Origin of the sequence: Psychrobacter sp. CMS30, from assembly GCF_904846565.1 — a bacterium.
In the GTDB taxonomy this organism is placed as follows: Bacteria; Pseudomonadota; Gammaproteobacteria; order Pseudomonadales; family Moraxellaceae; genus Psychrobacter; species Psychrobacter maritimus.
Genome location: NZ_CAJHBF010000002.1, coordinates 120,644 through 137,031, shown reverse-complemented (window position 1 = coordinate 137,031; position 16,388 = coordinate 120,644). Strand labels below are relative to the sequence as shown.

Sequence of the window (16,388 nt, the reverse complement as noted above, 5' to 3'; positions counted from 1 at the left end):
TTAAACTTATTTATTCAACACTTAACATAGCGCTTATATAGCAAATCACTTTACGACAGTGACTGTAATCTAGGCGTTTATTTATCCATGGCCCGCCATGATTGAGGAAAAGGACTCTACTTATGAACGTTTATTATGACAAAGACTGTGATCTATCGATTATTCAAGGCAAAAAAGTTGCTATTATCGGTTACGGTTCACAAGGCCATGCACACGCACTTAACCTACAAGATTCAGACGTCGATGTGACCGTTGGTCTACGTGCCAACTCTGGCTCATGGAAAAAAGCGGAAAACGCTGGTCTAAAAGTTGCGGAAGTAGAAGAAGCGGTAAAAGCTGCTGACGTCATCATGATTTTGACACCTGATGAGTTCCAAAAAGAGCTCTATCAAAATGAGATTGAACCAAATATCAAAGAAGGTGCAACATTGGCTTTCGCTCATGGTTTTGCGATTCATTACAACCAAGTCGTTCCACGTAGCGATCTTGACGTTATTATGGTTGCGCCTAAAGCACCAGGCCATACTGTACGCTCAGAATTTACCAAAGGCGGCGGTATTCCAGATTTGATCGCTATCTACCAAGATGCATCAGGTCAAGCTAAGCAACTAGCCTTGTCTTATGCTGCTGGTGTTGGTGGTGGTCGTTCAGGTATCATCGAAACCACGTTTAAAGATGAAACTGAAACTGACTTATTTGGTGAGCAAGCGGTTCTTTGTGGCGGCGCTGTTGAGCTAGTTAAAATGGGCTTTGAAACCCTAACAGAAGCAGGCTACGCACCAGAAATGGCTTACTTTGAGTGCTTACATGAGCTTAAGCTTATCGTAGACCTCATGTATGAAGGCGGTATCGCTGACATGAACTACTCAATCAGTAACAACGCTGAATACGGCGAATATGTGACTGGTCCTGAAGTCATCAATGAGCAATCACGTGAAGCCATGCGTAATGCGCTAAAACGCATCCAATCTGGCGAATACGCAAAAATGTTCATCAGTGAAGGCGCAACCAACTATCCATCAATGACGGCACGTCGTCGTAACAACGCTGAGCATCAAATTGAAGTGACTGGTGCTAAATTGCGCGGCATGATGCCTTGGATTGGCGGCAACAAAATCATCGATAAAGACAAAAACTAATTGGCTAGTGAGCGATTAGGTAATTAATCGCTCATCTAGAATTTAAAACCCGTGCTATCACTTGATGGCACGGGTTTTTTAATGGCTATTATTTCAATAAGCTAAGTAAGGTTTTCATGTCAATTGCTTTAATATTGGTTGAAAACGCAGCATCTCTGCCTCATATAGACAGCCTTCATCATTTTTATCAATGACTTTGTCTTATTTAAAGCGTTATTTCATATCGCTTCTTATTCTTATTTTTTCTTGATTACAGGTTGTCTGTTGTGCAAATACCAAATCCTAACTGGCTAACGCCGCAATTCGCATATATTACTCTGAGCGCTATCGTGGCTGTTTTGATATGGATAGAAGGGGAGATGCTCAAAAGCAATCAGGGTAAGTTGCCAAAGTCCAAATTTTTCCAAATCAGCTCCTTGATTGATACCGCTTGGTTTTTTGTCTCGACAGTCGCCTTATATGTCATCGATCTAGCGCCATTAGCGCTCGCAGTTCCGGTTGCTTATAGTATGTATACCATCTATGGCTGGATATACGGCACACGGCTACTCAAACGTAAAGGCATACCCGATTCACCGAAAGACTTGGTGGTTCCAGCTAAGTACATCGCTTATAGCCAATCGTTTTCCTTGATATTTTTTGCCCTGTGTCTACTGGTATTATCGTCACCATGGCTACCGTTACCGCAGTAGATATCGAGTTAAATAGTTAATTTATTAATTTTATCATTAAGAAAAACGTGATGAGTGTTCGTTATAGTTTGCTAAATAACGACAAATAGTTATAAAAATCAATAGCTTAGATATATTAACGTCATCCTAACCATTCCCTTTACATAAGAAGTGAATTATTTACAAAAAAAAGTAATTTAACCTGTTGCAGTTGAGAAAAGCTGTTATAATCAGCTTGTACTCAGAGGATTTGAGGCAAGAACAGATAGTATATCTTCTAGATATATCAAGGGTTTAAGCCGACGCATTCAGCAGAAAATACTTGAGTATATATCAATTAATCGGTGATGACACACGTCTCGCCAACAGTTAAAGAGTTAGGAAAATTTATGTCAGATAAAGTTGAAGGCACTGTAAAGTGGTTTAATGAAGCTAAAGGTTTTGGTTTTATCGCTCAAGACAATGGCGGACAAGACGTATTCGCTCACTACAGCGCTATCCAAGGTAACGGTTTCAAAACTCTAGCCGAAGGCCAAAAAGTGTCTTTCATCTTAGGTGATGGCAAAAAAGGCCCACAAGCTGAGCAAATCGAAGCTATCTAATCTTACTGATTATTGAGTCATACTGATTTATCAGTTTACTTAATAGCAAAAGATTATTAATAAGCATTGATTCCTTTGTTTGTTAAAACAATAAAAATACTGTTTAGACTTTAAAAAAAAGCAACCTCTCATCAGGTTGCTTTTTTTATGCAATTTTTTTAAGAAAATAGACTAAATATTTAATATCACTAAGCTTGTTCTCATTGATTTTAAATAGAATATAGGCGATCCGCTGTAAAATGAACACAGAGCTACTGGTATTAAGTTTGCGCAGCCTCTGTCTGCGTAGGCACAGCAAGCGAGGAAAATGAATACCAGTAGCGCATTATAATACTTGTACTTATTTTATTTAGGACTGACTATAGTAGGTTTTAAATGTAATAGAAGCTTAAATCAAGAGATAATTATCCAGTTAAGTGATTCGTAAAGCATAGAAAGCATAATAAATATTGTACTGCTAACGGTTTTTAATAAGATAAATGGTTCATTTATGCGCTTATAGACGCTTTTTGCAACAGTGGTGACAAATTTATGACGCATTATTCACGGCGTTGTCTTGACCTTAGCACTGTGCTCACGCAAGATAGATGGGTCTGATAATTACGGTTGGCTTAGCTTTAACAGGTTTTAATATTTTACTTTTAAATTTTGATTATTGGTAAAAAGCAAGTATTATGCCAATACACTTTTGGTGATTGGCTTATGAGTGTTTAGTTAAAATTTCTGTTACTGTAGTAATAACCTTTAGTGATATTTTGAACGACGATTTGAACAACAGTTTGAAAAAGATGAACCTCTGGTTCTTAACTGGCAATTTTTAATTCATAACATTAATAAACGAGGAACGTATGAAAGCATTAGTAGCGGTCAAGCGTGTCATTGATTACAACGTAAAAGTTCGTGTAAAAGCTGATAATTCTGGCGTAGATTTATCTAACACTAAAATGTCAATCAACCCTTTTGATGAAATTGCTGTTGAAGAAGCGGTTCGTTTAAAAGAAGCGGGCGTGATTGATGAAATTATTGTGGCATCAATTGGTCCAAAAGAGTCACAAGAGCAGATCCGTGCAGCTTTAGCATTGGGTGCTGACCGTGGTGTCTTGGTAGTGACTGACGCAAAACCTTATCCACTACAAATCGCTAAAATCCTAAAAAGTATCGCAGAGGCTGAATCTACCGATATTATCCTGTTGGGTAAACAAGCTATTGATGATGACAATAACCAAACCGGTCAGATGCTAGCGGCATTGATGGGTATCGGTCAGGGTACGTTTGCGTCAGAAGTGAAAGTTGACGGCGGTAAAGTAAATGTCACTCGTGAAATCGACGGTGGTTTACAGACTCTAGCGCTTGACCTACCAGCGGTTATTACCACTGACTTACGTTTGAATGAGCCACGTTATGCTAAATTGCCTAACATCATGAAAGCGAAGAAAAAGCCACTTGATGAGAAAACGCCTGCTGATTTTGGTGTTGATATGGCATCTAAGCAAGAAATTATCAAAGTCGTGCCACCTGCTGAGCGTAAAGCTGGTATCAAAGTGGGTTCAGTTGACGAGTTGGTCGATAAGCTAAGAAATGAAGCAAAAGTTATTTAATTGTTAATACTTTGCTACGGCATATCCTGTGCAACGTTATGAGGTCTGAGCAGTTTAATATTTAAGCTATTTAATATTTAAGCTAAATGGATAAATAACGCTGTACACAAACAACCGCATGAATAGATGATACGAATAAATAAAGGACAAAAACAATGGCAATTTTGGTATATGCAGAACATGACAATGCCAGTCTAAAAAAGGCAACTTTAAACACGATCGCTGCTGCTAAACAAATGGGCGATGATGTCCATGTATTGGTCGCGGGTAGTGGCGCACAAGCGGCAGCTGATGAAGCGGCTAAAGCAGATGGCGTGACTAAAGTATTATTAGCAGACAATGCCGCTTATGAGCATCAGTTGGCTGGTAACGTTGCGCTATTGGTTGCTGATATTGCTGGTGATTATAGCCATATCCTTGCACCTGCTACCACCACTGGTAAGAACTTTATGCCACGTGTGGCAGCTTTACTTGACGTGAGTATGTTGTCAGAAATCTCTGCTGTAGTAGACGCGCAAACGTTTGAGCGTCCTATCTATGCAGGTAATGCCACGGCAACGGTTAAAACCACAGAAGATAAAGTCGTTATGACAGTACGTACCACAGCGTTTGACCCAGTAGCAAGTGAAGGTGGTTCAGCGACTGTTGAAACTATCGACAACGTGCAAGAGACCGGTAAAGCAAGCTTTGTTAATGAAGAGATGGCCAAATCTGACCGTCCTGAATTAACTTCAGCAGGCATCGTTGTTTCTGGTGGTCGTGCCTTAGCAAATGGTGAAAACTTCACTAAATACATTGAGCCATTAGCTGACAAGCTTGGCGCTGCTGTTGGTGCATCACGTGCTGCTGTTGACGCAGGCTATGTACCAAACGATATGCAGGTTGGTCAAACGGGTAAAATCGTGGCACCGCAGCTTTATATCGCGGCTGGTATCTCAGGCGCTATTCAGCATTTGGCTGGTATGAAAGATTCTAAAGTCATCGTTGCTATTAACAATGACCCAGAAGCGCCTATCGCTAGCGTTGCTGATTACTTCTTAGAAGCTGATTTGTTTGAAGCGTTACCTGAGCTGACTAGCAAGATTTAGTTCTTAACGGTTTAGTGCTTTATATCGCTTAATCTATGATAGTTTTGAAGGCCTCCGGTTCAATGAATCGGAGGCTTTTTTTATGTAAAAATTCAAATCCTCATAACGGTCTATACTTCGAAAGTTAATTTTGATTTTATTAGCCTATCCACTATGATAGACTAAAATTTAGTCTATTAATTTAGCAGAATTTTGGATAAATAGCTTTATCATAGCGCCCGCGGGCTAAGTGATAGTCAGGTGATTGTTATGAATATATTCTCGTGAGAGGCTACTCATAACTGGATGCTATAGACCAATGAATTAGTACATAAGGGATTAGGAGATACTAATGAGTGCAGGATTAAACGCGGCAGTACGCTTACCTCAAGAATGGCATGAGTGGGTCGCGACGAATATAATACGCGGTGTCCAAACAGAGACAATCATTGAGACATTAAAGAACAATCGCTTTTCAGATGCTCAGATCAAAGCCGCTCTCAATGATGAGTTAGAGCCAGTGGCGAATGACAGCAAGCAACCCATTCGTAGGCTGCCGAATAATTGGAAAGAATGGGTCGCTACTAATCTACTTGAGGGAACGAGTAAAAGCAGTATCGCGAACGTATTGGTGCAGCAGGGATTTAGTGAGGCAGAGATTGCCCTAGAGGTACAGACGGCTTTAAAAAGTCCCTATTTGCGCGCGGGTATAAAGGCTGCCAAAACGCTAAAAAAGCGAGAATGGCTACTTGAAACCTGTGATCACTTGGCTAGATTGGATGCAGGTTACAACCAACAGCTTGATGTCATTGATACGCCAGCGTTTGAAACCTTTATTAGAGATTATTATAGTAAGCACAAGCCTGTAGTACTTAAAAAAGGCATTGATCATTGGCCTGCTCTTAAAAAGTGGAGTCCACAATACTTTGCTGAGGTTTTAGGGGATGCAGAAATTGAGGTGCAGTTCGATCGCGAGAATGATGCGCTTTTTGAGCGGCATTCTGATAAGTATCGCAAATCGATGCTGATGTCTGAATTTGTCAATATGATAGAAAATGACGGTGAAAGTAATAACTATTATATGACTGCCAATAACACGCAACAAAACGTTGAAACCATCAGACCAGCACTTGATGATATAGGGGATTTTGGTGAAGGCTACCGCCAGCTTTTAGACAGTGATGCAGCTTTTAGTACGTATTTTTGGATGGGACCCAAAGGTACTTTTACGCCGCTACATCATGACTTGACTAACAATATGTTGGTTCAAGTGTATGGCTCTAAGAAGGTTACTTTGATTCCAGCTTGGCAAGTGCCTTGGCTCTATAATGATTTGCACGTGTATAGTGAAGTAGATTTTCCCAATTTTGATTTGAAAAAACATCCATTGATGCAGCATGTGACCCCAGTTGAAGTTACTATTGATGCAGGCGATGCGTTATTTATTCCTATTGGGTGGTGGCATTGCGTAGAAGGGTTGGATAAATCTATTAGTATCAGCTTCACCAACTTTAATGCACCAAATAACTATGCTGAAAGCTTTAAAAAAGCACAGAGTTGAGAGGCAGGATTAAAAAACCGAGCTTACTCTTAAACTAATAATGACTGATAAGGCAATAGTGCTATCAGTCATTTTTTAATAAGTGCTTATCGATACATCCAACATTAATGCTAAGTATATTTTCTCTGGCGCAGCGTCTCATATAAGCATAATGAGCCAGCAATGGCGACATTAAGACTTTCTTGCCCATTAGGCTGCGGTAGAGCGATAGGGGTGGCGCACTGCATCAGCTCATCACATACGCCTTGGCCTTCATGTCCCATAATCCAAGCAATAGGTTGCTTTAAGTCGTGTTGATAAATGACGGTATCAGTATGTGAGCTGGTCGCAAATAGCGGCGTTTGCACATAATCCAAAATATCTTGCACACTGAGATCTTCATAAATGGTTAGGGCAAACTGTGCGCCCATACCTGCTCTGAGCGTCTTTGGTGACCATGCTTGCGCGGTACCACTGGTACATAGGATATTGCGTATGCCAACTGCGGCAGCAGTGCGCAACAGCGTGCCCACATTACCGTTATCTTGTAAATCATTAAGAATAAGACAATCGTCACTAATGGCCGCTAAGCTGGGCGTTGGTATAGTAATCAGCGCCATAATGTCGATGCCCGTACCTAAGCTACGAATACTCTCATACAGGGCATCTGACAAAGTCAAAATAGGCGTGTAGGTTGGCAGTCGCGTTAAAATCTGCTGAACCTCAGGATGCTGATGCGCTGAGTCTGCAAGCAGTATTTGCACGAACGGATAATCGCTACGCAGCGCCGCATCGATTAGATGCACACCCTCAATGACGGTTTGACCTTGCTTTTTGCGTTGGCGCGCTTGCGTTAATAACCCTTTGACAAGCTTGACGGTCGTATTTTTATCTGAGGTAATAAGCTCGGTGGGATTTGCTACCATAATGGATCGCTTAGAAAAAATAAAAAGTTTAAACCGTCATTATAAGGACTATCAATATAAGGTATATCAATTATAAGACTTTATAATGACGGTTAGCAGATTGGCGCGGATGACTTATTTATCAGTATAATTTACATGTAGATTCTTAACATACTCGACTTCGTTTTTGCTACCAAGTACCACAGGAACACGTTGGTGAATATCGGTTGGCGCTATATCCAAGATACGATTGACTGCGTCAGTGGCAGCGCCGCCAGCACGCTCAATCAACAAGCTCATCGGGTTGGCTTCATACATAAGGCGTAACTTGCCCGCTTTATTGGCATCTTTAGTATCAAAAGGATAAGTGAAAAGCCCGCCGCGACATAAAATACGATGCACATCACCGACCATCGCCGCTACCCAACGGGTATTGAAATCGCGACCACGAACACCAGTTTTGCCAGCGATGAGTTCGTCGATATATTGTTGCATCGGCGCGCGCCAATAACGATAGTTTGAAGCATTGATAGCGTATTCGCTGGTATCAGCATCGATGGTGACATTTTCTTCTATCAGCACATAGTCATTGGTATCAGGGTCTAAGCTAAACATCACAACATTATCAGTAATAGTCAGCGCCAATACTGTAGAGGTACCATATAGCAAATAACCGGCAGCTAACTGTTGATTGCCTGCTTGTAAGAAGTCGCTATTTTCACTGGTTTGACCTTGGCGTTGGTACGGTAGGATAGAGAAGATAGTACCGACGGCCATATTAATGTCGATATTTGATGAACCATCAAGCGGGTCGAACAATACCAATAAACTGCCATCGGCATTGGCAGGGGCGGCATCGTCGAGCTCTTCTGAAGCGACGCCCGCACAATGGCTGTTTTTTGCCAAAGCGTCTAATAAATCATTAGCCAATACGTCGAGTTTTTTCTGCTCTTCACCTTGGACGTTTTGATTGCCCGCTTCACCTAAGATATCTGCAAGCGCCCCTTTTCTCAATAATTGCGAGATGGTCTTACCGACATCAGTCACGGTAGTAATCACGTCATTGAGTGCAGGGTTGCTTGCATGAGCGTTTAGATAGTTTGCTAAGGTTGTCATAATGCTTCCTGATAAAGGCTATTGAAATGAATATTATTTAAAATAAAGGCTGGTGAATTTAAAGGAAAAATGAGCGTTTGAGAAATATTTTAGCTCGCACTTAATGCCCTTAAATCTGGTAAATTTTTAAATACCCCACACGGCATCTTTGTCCTGACCACAAAATCAGCTACACTAGCGCTATTATTATTTATTTATCGTTTGGATAAGCGGATTTTAATGATGGTTATGACAGGTCTATGGCTATTACCCAAGAAGATGACAAATGCTGTTTTTTGCGGCGTTATGTCTATCACTGCCACTGGGGTAAATTGTAGCAAATAAGTGCCAAAATGTCCTTGTCTCTGTGCTTATCGACCATAAATCGCCAAAAAATGCATCAATGATGCTTAGCAAATCATATAAACTAACAATAAAGACCTGCCATTATGTCAAATTCTATCGATAGTCGCTCAACCCAGACCGTCTCGCCAACGGATTACGCTAAATTCGACCCCGATACCATTCATCAAAAGCTTAATAGCTCGTTAAGTCTTCCGCAGCTTAATAACGATGGCAGTATTCGTCATTTCTTAGGGGTAGAAGGTCTTAATAAGGCGCAGTTGCAGGCAATTATTGCCAAAGCTGAGACGTTCTTTGATGAAAATGGGCAGCTTATTAACCGTCCTGAGCTTGAAGGCTATACGGTGATGAATTTATTTTTTGAACCGTCAACGCGTACCCGTACAACCTTTGAAGTCGCTGAAAAGCGTCTTGGTGCCAATGTGCTAAACATCGATATCGAGCGCTCTAGTACCAAAAAAGGCGAAAGCTTGCGCGATACGCTGTGGAATCTGCAAGCGATGACGGCAGATATCTTTGTGGTACGGCATTCAGCGTCAGGCGCGGCCCATTTTATGGCAACCGAAGTGACGCCGGATATCGCCATTATCAATGGCGGTGATGGCTGGCATGCGCATCCGACCCAAGGGATGCTCGATATGCTGACCATTCACCGTGAAGCGCCGCGCCCATTTGAAGAATTGTCAGTAGCTATCGTCGGTGATATTAAGCATTCACGGGTCGCACGCTCTGATATCAGTGCGCTACAAACGTTAGGCGTGAAAGACATTCGCGTCTGCGCGCCGCGTACCTTGTTACCTAAAGGTATTGAGCGTTTTGGCGTACAAGTGTATGAAAATATGAATGACTGTGTCACGGACTGTGATGTCATTATGGGATTAAGAATACAAAATGAGCGTATCGGCTCGCCGCTATTAGCGTCGTCGAGTGAATATTATAAACACTATGGTATTACACCAGAGCGGCTGGCATTGGCTAAACCTGACGCCTTGGTGATGCACCCAGGGCCGATGAACCGCGGTGTTGAGATTGCCTCAAGCGTCGCCGATGGAGCGCAGTCTGTGATTTTAAAGCAGGTAAATAACGGTATCGCTATTCGTATGGCGGTCTTGTCACTGGCAATGGAAGGTCAGCGCGCCCATCAAGCTGCGAGTCAATAATCCTCTGCTGCCCTATTTTATATTTATCAAAAAGCGCCGTAAAACCATCTCCCTTCTAGGGCGTGGATATCAGGCGTCAGCTATTGTCGCTCAGCCTTAAAACAGACTTGTCAACCAAACTCATTAAGACCATAATCACTCTATGAAAACGCTCAAGTTACGCATCAAAGACAAACACGCCAATCAGCTAAATACCTTAGCGGGCGCAGTTAATTTTGTGTGGAACTATGTGAATGACTTGAGTTTTAAGCATCTTCAACGCACCAATCATTTCTTTTCAGCTTATGATATTGCAACTTATGTAAAAGGCAGTGGTGAGTTTTTGAATTTGCACAGTCAAACCTTGCAAGCTGTTACTGAAACCCATGCTAAATCTCGAAAGCAATTCAAAAAAGCCAAACTAAACTGGCGAACCAATAACCCAAAATCTAAGCGCAAATCACTTGGTTGGATTCCCTTTAAAAAAACAGCAATCAAATACTTAGGTGTCAAAAAAGCAGGAAAGAAAAGCCTCAAATCCACCATTCAATTTAGCCTATCAAAAGGCAAAAAGCTGACCATCGACGTGTGGGATAGCTACAATTTAGCACTCTACACCATCAACACTTGTGAGCTTGTACAGGACAGTCGTGGTCTTTGGTATGCCTGCATCACCGTTAAAGAGTACCCAAAAATTGAGTGCGGTACAGGCGAAACTGGTATTGATTTAGGCTGTAAAGACTCAGCAATGACAAGTAATGGTGAGGTACTAAAAACCAAAGTCACCCAGCAATACGCTAAAAAACTAGGCATTGCTCAGCGGGCTAAAAACAAACAAAGAGTTAAGGCGATTTACGCCAAGATTAAAAATACACGCCAAGACTTGATTCATAAATTTACCACCAACCTTGCCAAGACTAATAAAATAATCATCATTGGCAAACTTCAATCAAAATCATTCACTAGGGGCAAGCTAGCCAAGTCCGTCTATGACGCAGGTTGGTTTGAGATTAAGCGGCAACTGACCTATAAGTGCGAGAACGCAGGTTGCTACTATGACGAGGTAAATGAAAGTTACACCACCCAAACTTGTTCGTGTTGTGGCTCACGCCAAAACAGTCCGAAAGGTAGGACGGGTCTTGGAATAAGAGAATGGCTTTGTGAGTGCGGTGTCACTCATGACCGCGATATTAATGCGGCAAAAAACATTCTCGCGCTCGGGCTTGAGCGTCTAGCGGTAGGAATCCCCTCACTTTAGGGAGGGGAGGAAGTCAATTATCCCATTTTATTGATACGGTAATAACGCTCATGGTTCACATTACGAATTCAGATATTCATATGCACGACTTACTTCCAAAAGCATTTAAAGACGTGCTACCAAGCACAGTAACCAATAAACTGGCTTCTCTTGAGTCAGAGCGCGAAATGTGGCTACTACCTCCTTTGGTTGATTTGTGCGCGCGCCTACGTGAACCGGGTCAACAACAACACGGTACGTTAGAGTCAGAAGGGCGCGCTGCTCGTGGCAATGGCTTTTTGCATGTGGTGATTCCGCCTGATACCAATCCTATTTTAGAAAACGGCTCGCTGTTAAAAGGCTTGCGTGAGCGCGCGCTTGGTGATGGCGGTATTTATTTGCATATTTTAGGTGCGTTGACCGCAGGCTTAGAAGGCGAGCGCCCATCAAATATCGCTGGGCTTAAAAAGGGCGGCTGTATCGCGGTATCTAATGCGCGTCGACCTTTTCGCAATGACTTAGTATTACTGCGTACCTTGGAATATGCGGCTACTTTTAATATGAAAGTGTTCTTTTATCCTGATGAGCCAAGTTTGTCTGGTGATGGCGTGGCACATGAAGGTTATATCGCCTCATATCATGGTCTGCAAGGGATTCCTTGGATTGCTGAAACCGTCGCTTTATCGACGCAGCTGTTAATGGTAGAAGAAACGGGTATTGCAGCACATTTTAGCCAGTTATCTTGTAAGTCTTCGATTGAGCTGATGCGCTGGGCAAAAGACAAAGGTCTGCCGGTGACTTGTGATGTGGCGATGCATCAGCTGTACTTAACCGATGATAATCTAAAAGGCTTTAATGCCCAAGCCTATGTGCTACCACCGCTGCGTAGTAATACCGATCAGCAAGCCATTCGCCGCGGGCTAAAAGATGGCACCATTGATGCGATTTGCAGCCATCATGAGCCATTAAATAGTACCGCTAAAAAAGCACCGTTTGCTGAGAGTACGCCCGGTATCTCAAACTTTGATACGTTTATGGCGCTGGCATGTCAGTTGGTACGTGATGAAGTATTAACTTTAGAACAGCTGGTCGATAAAATCTGTCTTAATCCAGCAAAAATTGCTGGTATTAATGATCAGTATGAAAGTATCGGCGGCGCAGTATTGGTCGACCCCAATCTCGAGTGGCAAGTGACCACAGAATCCATGCTGTCAAATGGTAAAAATACGCCATTCTTTAATCAGCAATTGCAAGGCCGCGTTGTGGAGACTTTCTTTGGCTAACTTGCCCCGACAGGATGATAATCTGCAACCATCCTCGAAGAATAACGACCGAAATTTAACCAGCCAGCAGCATAAACCGCGCAGTCGTGCTAGTACCTCTAGCGAATCTATTAAAGCAGTCGCAATATATGAGGTGGTCAAAGGCGTCGGTGCGCTATTAGGGGCGGGGGCTTTATGGTCATGGCATAGTGACCTTGAGCATTGGCTTACGACCGCGACCGCTTCTTGGCAACAGAGCTTCGGACAGCTACTGGCACCGCAAGTTGATAGTGCGGTACGCATTGCTCAGCAGGCAAGCAAAAATTGGCCAGTATTTTTATTGTTGATTTTTGCTTATGCCAGTTTGCGCTTCCTAGAAGCTTATGGTTTGTGGCAAGACAGAACGTGGGCGTATTGGTTTGGGGTATTAGGCTATGGGATATTTATTCCTATTGAGATTTACTATCTGTTTGCAAGCCCATTTGATTGGTTTAAGCTTGCTATCTTGGTATCGAATATTATTATTGTGATCGTGGTTTATCGCAATATGAAGCGCAAGGGTTTGATATAACTAGGCTGCTATAAAAACGAATAAACGCGTTCAATAGACCTAAAAAAGCCAGTATAAGCGATGATACTTATACTGGCTTTTATTTTACTGAAACGACTAAATCAATACTCTTTAAAGCCTATATTTCTGCTACTGGCTCATCAGTGCGAATACTTTTGGCGACTTTACCGACGCTCAAACCTTGCACCAAGATAGAGAATATCACCACCGCATAAGTCAGCGCCAATAAAATATCACGCTCGCTGCCTGCCGGCAGCTGCAAGACCAGAGCAACCGAAATGCCGCCACGTAATCCGCCCCATGTCAGCACTTTCCACGCGCCTGTCGGTAAATCAAGCTGACGGTGAAAGGTTTTGGTGGTCATACCTACCACGATAAAGCGCGCAAGTAGAGCAATAACAATGGTCAAACCAGCGGCGATAAACAAATTGCCCGAATAAGCTATCATCACCACCTCTAAACCAATTAACACAAATAAAATAGCATTGAGAATCTCATCAATTAATTCCCAAAATAGGTCGATATAATGGCGCGTTTTATCGCTCATTGCCAGTGCCCGTCCGCGATTACCAACCATTAACCCCATCATTACCATCGCAAGTGGACCTGATAAATGCCAATGGCTGGCGAGTGCATAACCACCTATTACGCCTGCCAGCGTCAATAATACTTCCTCTTGATAACTATCGATGCTTTTTATTAAATAATATAATATGCCGCCGAGTATCAAACCAAAGACAATACCGCCACCGGCTTCAACGGCTAAGGTATGGGCGACATAATTGGCCGTTGGGATATCGCCGCTCGATAAAATACCGAGCAGCAGCACGAAAATAACCACGCCGATACCATCATTAAATAATGACTCACCAGCAATGACGGTTTCAATACTTTTTGGCGCGCCTGCCGATGCCAAAATACCCATGACGGCGATAGGATCGGTCGGTGATATCAAAGCACCAAATAGTAAGCACCACAAAAACGGCAGCCCAAAACCAAATAGCGGCAGCATAAAGTATAGCGCAGCGGCAATTAATAGCGCCGATACGATCGTGCCAATACAAGCAAGGATACCAATGGGCAATTTATAACGTTTTAAATCGCCAATATTGACGTGTAGCGCTCCGGCAAATAACAACATAGACAGCATGCCGTCTAATAAGACTTCGGTAAAATCAAGCTGCTCCAATAAACTCACTTCGTAATCAATCAGCTCATCAAAACCTAAAAAGCCCAAAAATATCGCACCGATAGATAGTAAAATGGAGATAACCATCACGCCAATAGTCGTTGGCAGACCGATAAATCGATGATTTACGTAAGTCAGTAAGGCGGTAATCGATAAAAAAATAGCGCTGATTTCTAGTATGGTCAAGCTGCTGGTAGGAGCCATAAAAAAGGTCTCAAATAATGATAAAAAATCGTCCTAAGATTAGAACTTATAAAGATTGACTGGGTTTTTATTTTAGTTATTTTCGCGCTTGCATGCTAGTTGTGAATAGCAAACTTATTTTTAGTAGTGCAACTTGTTTTAGTAGTGCAACTTGTTTTAGGGATTACCTTGATTGCGCTTGTAGCACTTTACGAATATGAGCATCAAACTTAGGGACATAAGCAAAGTATTGATGCTGGGCATCATCATCGAGAATAAATTGCTTAGCTTGTTGGCACATGGCGCTTAAGTCGTCGACCAATTCTTGATAGCTGAGATTGTCTTGTCCCGCACGTTCAATCAATGTCAGCTCATGTAGTAGCGTTTGCTGCTGGGCGTTATTAACTTTAGCATAATTGAGATCTACCAATGCCTGACAAAGCGCCTTTAATACCATCAAGTCTGCGGTCGCGTAACGGCGTATCTCGCCAAGCGATGCATCGATAAAGTCGGATATTTTAGGAGTATGAGTTACGACGGCCAATATAGCGACGCGTGGTTTATTGTTTATGCTTTCAATATTGCTGTTGTCTGAGTTTGTTTTATCTGGCGCAGGTTGATTTGATGTTGATTGATTTGACGTTAATTGCTTTGAGGTCGAATTATCTGGGCTTGATGTATAGAAGTGATAGGGGCTCGGTGGCTGACGCCGCATCATAATGCTTAAACAAGCGGTCAAAGACTGCACACAGTTGACCGCTGTTTTTGGATCATTAATCCCTGGTGATAGGGCGCGTACCGCGATTTCAGTCATTTGTCCTAAGCTATAAGCGATATCGTTGGGGTGGCTCAAGCGTTGCTCAATACGTATACAGCCAGCAAAGCGTTGCCAGAACAGCCCATCAGGCGCACGCGGGACGATAGCCAGATTTGGCGTGTTGGTTTGATGGCGATTGTCTGAGTGGTCGGCTGGACGCTGATAAAAATAGCCAATAATATTTCTATCAGTGACAAAATCACCAAGATTGGTGTTCATGTGCACCACGCCGCCATAATCTTGGGTCAAGGTGATCAGTGACTCTAGATAAATTTGCTGCAAATAGCCTGAGCACGGTGGATAAATCGGCGTGGCAGGCCAAGTATGAAATTGTTTAACGTCATGATGTTTAACGTCACGTTGATGCTCAATATCGCAGCGGTCTTTATACCAGTAGTGAATGTTTTTAATCGCCTCATTACTGGCGCCTTGAATCACATGTGATGCCTGAATCGCATGCACCATATGCTGCACGAAATACACTAATAATAACGCGCAAATAATCGCCATGATAATGGCAAAGGTCACCGCCAATTGCGGCACCCCAAAACCAACATCATATTTATGAATGGCTTTTAACACCAATAAACTATAGCTAAAAGTGCCAATAAACGCACCTAAGACAAACTGATTAGGCGTATCGGTCAAAAAATTACGTAACAATCTGGGGCCAAATTGCGAAGATGCCATCGATAAGACGGCAATCGTAATCGAAAAAGTGGTCCCAGCGACACCGAGTACGGCACCGGCAATGGTGGTCATAATAGCGCGGGCGGCATCATCATCACCTGTAAAGGCAAAGGTGATTTCTCTGACTGTCTCGCGGTCGAAATGTTCATCAATGGTGACCAATACAGGCGCCAGTAAAATACCTACCACCACACAAGCAGTTGGAATAAACCAATAAGAGCCAATAAGTTGCTGCCATATATTTCTTAGGCGATCAGGGAAATCGGTCAGCGTCTGTAGCGACCAGAGCTGGGTAAATTGCTTTAATCTATGCATGAGTG

At 42.6% G+C, this 16,388-nt stretch carries 14 protein-coding genes; 10 read left to right on the top strand and 4 right to left on the bottom strand.

Translation table 11 applies throughout. The features are described from left to right. The first annotated feature begins 122 nt into the window (after positions 1–122). The 6 genes from ilvC to JMX94_RS01555 all read left to right on the top strand — a co-directional run bounded on the left by ilvC (position 123) and on the right by JMX94_RS01555 (position 6,638). The gene (gene ilvC / locus JMX94_RS01580; RefSeq protein WP_201562628.1) at positions 123–1,139 is read left to right on the top strand and encodes a ketol-acid reductoisomerase; all 1,017 of its coding nucleotides are present in this window, start codon (positions 123–125) and stop codon (positions 1,137–1,139) included. Positions 1,140–1,405: 266 nt separating this feature from the next. Continuing rightward, on the top strand, positions 1,406–1,831 hold the full coding sequence (locus tag JMX94_RS01575; protein ID WP_201562626.1) for a hypothetical protein: 426 nt from the start codon (positions 1,406–1,408) through the stop codon (positions 1,829–1,831). A 368-nt stretch (positions 1,832–2,199) separates the two neighbouring features. Next, positions 2,200–2,412 (top strand): cold-shock protein, encoded by a 213-nt coding sequence (locus JMX94_RS01570; protein ID WP_057758834.1) that lies wholly within the window; start codon positions 2,200–2,202, stop codon positions 2,410–2,412. 848 nt (positions 2,413–3,260) lie between these two features. Beyond that, positions 3,261–4,010, top strand: a complete 750-nt coding sequence (locus JMX94_RS01565) for an electron transfer flavoprotein subunit beta/FixA family protein (RefSeq protein ID WP_201562624.1) — start codon at positions 3,261–3,263, stop codon at positions 4,008–4,010. A 155-nt stretch (positions 4,011–4,165) separates the two neighbouring features. Next, positions 4,166–5,098 (top strand): electron transfer flavoprotein subunit alpha/FixB family protein, encoded by a 933-nt coding sequence (locus JMX94_RS01560; protein ID WP_201562622.1) that lies wholly within the window; start codon positions 4,166–4,168, stop codon positions 5,096–5,098. 331 nt (positions 5,099–5,429) lie between these two features. Further along, positions 5,430–6,638: a cupin-like domain-containing protein gene (locus JMX94_RS01555; RefSeq protein WP_201562619.1), complete on the top strand. Its 1,209-nt coding sequence runs from the start codon at positions 5,430–5,432 to the stop codon at positions 6,636–6,638. Positions 6,639–6,748: 110 nt separating this feature from the next. Here JMX94_RS01555 and JMX94_RS01550 read toward each other — a convergent pair whose 3' ends face one another. Further along, positions 6,749–7,543 (bottom strand): RNA methyltransferase, encoded by a 795-nt coding sequence (locus tag JMX94_RS01550; RefSeq protein ID WP_201562618.1) that lies wholly within the window; start codon positions 7,541–7,543, stop codon positions 6,749–6,751. A 114-nt stretch (positions 7,544–7,657) separates the two neighbouring features. After that, entirely contained in the window at positions 7,658–8,638 is a 981-nt protein-coding gene (locus JMX94_RS01545; protein WP_201562616.1) for a class 1 fructose-bisphosphatase, read from the bottom strand. Between the two features lie 428 nt (positions 8,639–9,066). Here JMX94_RS01545 and JMX94_RS01540 point away from each other — a divergent pair, with 428 nt between their 5' ends. The 4 genes from JMX94_RS01540 (at position 9,067) to JMX94_RS01525 (ending at position 13,189) form a co-directional block, all read left to right on the top strand. Beyond that, the gene (locus tag JMX94_RS01540) at positions 9,067–10,140 is read left to right on the top strand and encodes an aspartate carbamoyltransferase catalytic subunit (protein ID WP_201562614.1); all 1,074 of its coding nucleotides are present in this window, start codon (positions 9,067–9,069) and stop codon (positions 10,138–10,140) included. A gap of 142 nt (positions 10,141–10,282) precedes the next feature. Then, positions 10,283–11,377, top strand: coding sequence for an RNA-guided endonuclease TnpB family protein (locus JMX94_RS01535; protein ID WP_201562612.1), 1,095 nt, complete (start codon positions 10,283–10,285; stop codon positions 11,375–11,377). 80 nt (positions 11,378–11,457) lie between these two features. After that, the gene (locus JMX94_RS01530; protein WP_201562780.1) at positions 11,458–12,639 is read left to right on the top strand and encodes a dihydroorotase; all 1,182 of its coding nucleotides are present in this window, start codon (positions 11,458–11,460) and stop codon (positions 12,637–12,639) included. Further along, entirely contained in the window at positions 12,632–13,189 is a 558-nt protein-coding gene (locus JMX94_RS01525) for a DUF2127 domain-containing protein (RefSeq protein WP_227673467.1), read from the top strand. Before JMX94_RS01530 ends, JMX94_RS01525 begins: the two co-directional genes overlap by 8 nt. A 118-nt stretch (positions 13,190–13,307) precedes the next feature. On the opposite strand, the gene JMX94_RS01520 is transcribed toward JMX94_RS01525, so the two are convergent. Then, the gene (locus tag JMX94_RS01520; protein WP_201562608.1) at positions 13,308–14,582 is read right to left on the bottom strand and encodes a sodium:proton antiporter; all 1,275 of its coding nucleotides are present in this window, start codon (positions 14,580–14,582) and stop codon (positions 13,308–13,310) included. 163 nt (positions 14,583–14,745) lie between these two features. After that, on the bottom strand, positions 14,746–16,383 hold the full coding sequence (locus JMX94_RS01515; protein WP_227673466.1) for a DUF2254 domain-containing protein: 1,638 nt from the start codon (positions 16,381–16,383) through the stop codon (positions 14,746–14,748). Positions 16,384–16,388 lie beyond the last annotated feature (5 nt).